General features: G+C 67.3%; 1 protein-coding gene. It reads right to left on the bottom strand.

Annotated elements, in window-relative coordinates; genetic code table 11:
• On the bottom strand, positions 1-263 hold a 263-nt coding region (locus HKX41_11905), incomplete at both ends, for a DUF819 family protein (GenBank protein NNC24838.1).

Below are 263 nucleotides of genomic sequence, written 5' to 3'. Positions count from 1 at the left end.
CCGGTGCCGGTCGCGTAGCCCAGCGTGCCGAGCAAGGCGCCGACCGGCGCCAGCGAGGGATGGAACGCCGAAGCCACCACCGGCGCCGAGGCCGGCCCACCGATGTTGCTCTGCGAACCGATGGCGAAATAGAACAGCGGCACCTTCAACAAACGGCCCACGCCCCACAGGATCGCGATGTGCACGGCGATCCAGATGATGCCCAGCGCGAACAGCCAGGGCTTGTCGAGCAACGCCAGGATGTCCATCTGCAGGCCGATGCA

Source organism: Salifodinibacter halophilus, from assembly GCA_012999515.1.
In the GTDB taxonomy this organism is placed as follows: domain Bacteria; phylum Pseudomonadota; class Gammaproteobacteria; order Nevskiales; family Salinisphaeraceae; genus Salifodinibacter; species Salifodinibacter halophilus.
Note: the sequence above shows the minus strand (reverse complement) of the source record. Positions and strands in the feature narration are given on the sequence as shown.